At 59.4% G+C, this 906-nt stretch carries 1 protein-coding gene; it reads left to right on the top strand.

Translation table 11 applies throughout. The features are described from left to right. Window positions 1-386: 386 nt before the first annotated feature. On the top strand, window positions 387-704 hold the full coding sequence (locus H8711_RS13830; protein WP_249283905.1) for a hypothetical protein: 318 nt from the start codon (window positions 387-389) through the stop codon (window positions 702-704). Window positions 705-906 lie beyond the last annotated feature (202 nt).

The following is a 906-nucleotide window of genomic DNA, read 5'->3' as shown; positions in this document are numbered from 1 at the left end:
TTCGGGGATTCCGAGGGGGCCCTTGACGAGGTGGTCCTTGCAAGACACCTTGACATTAGGGTTAGCGTGCGCGCCCCGGAGGGCGAGGGCGTAGGTTCTGTTCGAGTGAATGGTTTTCCTTCAAGGGGGAGGGTAAATGAGTGGCCCGATTGAGAGGGTTAAGCCGGGGCCGTCTGACCCCGATAAGTAGCCGTCGGCAGACGAGTTGGGCGGTAGGGCCGGGAGGTATTGGTGCGACGTCCCGGAGCAGCACAGGCAGTTCTTTTCATGGTTCCACGTCGTTGGCTGTGCAGGACGGACTTACCATGGTCCGTCTCCGAGGAGAGTGCAGTATTTTCTTGGGGTTGGCGACTGCGGCCCTCGATGGGTTCGATGGTGCGCTAGGAGTGGGGATCACGACAGCGGAAGCGATTGCCGTGGGGATCACCGCTGTTCCGACTCCGATCAGTGATGATCAGTGGGACGGATGGTTGTACCATCGGTTCTTCTCGCTGGTGAGCCCGTCGGTGATGAATGGTGGTGCGGCGAAGGACACTGATGGTGTGACTGGTGTGAGCGCGGCTGTGCGGTTCGAGGTGGACAGCAAGGCCATGCGGAAACTGCCGGAGAATATGGCAGTGTTCGTGGTCTTCCAGGTGACGGAAGTGGGGATCGCGACGATGCAGTTTCATTTCAACTCGAGGATCCTACTGAAGTTGCCGTGATCATCTTTGGTTGGATGCAGGTGTGGGTTGAGGAGGGGGTGCCGCTGTACTGTTGGCACCCCCTTTGGATCCAGGAGGAGCTCTTCGGGGATTCCGAGGGGGCCCTTGACGAGGTGGTCCTTGCAAGACACCTTGACATTAGGGTTAGCGTGCGCGCCCCGGAGGGCGAGGGCGTAGGTTCTGTTCGAGTGAATGGTTTTCC

Origin of the sequence: Ligaoa zhengdingensis (assembly GCF_014384885.1) — a bacterium.
GTDB classification, from domain to species: Bacteria; Bacillota; Clostridia; order Oscillospirales; family Ruminococcaceae; genus Ligaoa; species Ligaoa zhengdingensis.
Note: the sequence above shows the minus strand (reverse complement) of the source record. Positions and strands in the feature narration are given on the sequence as shown.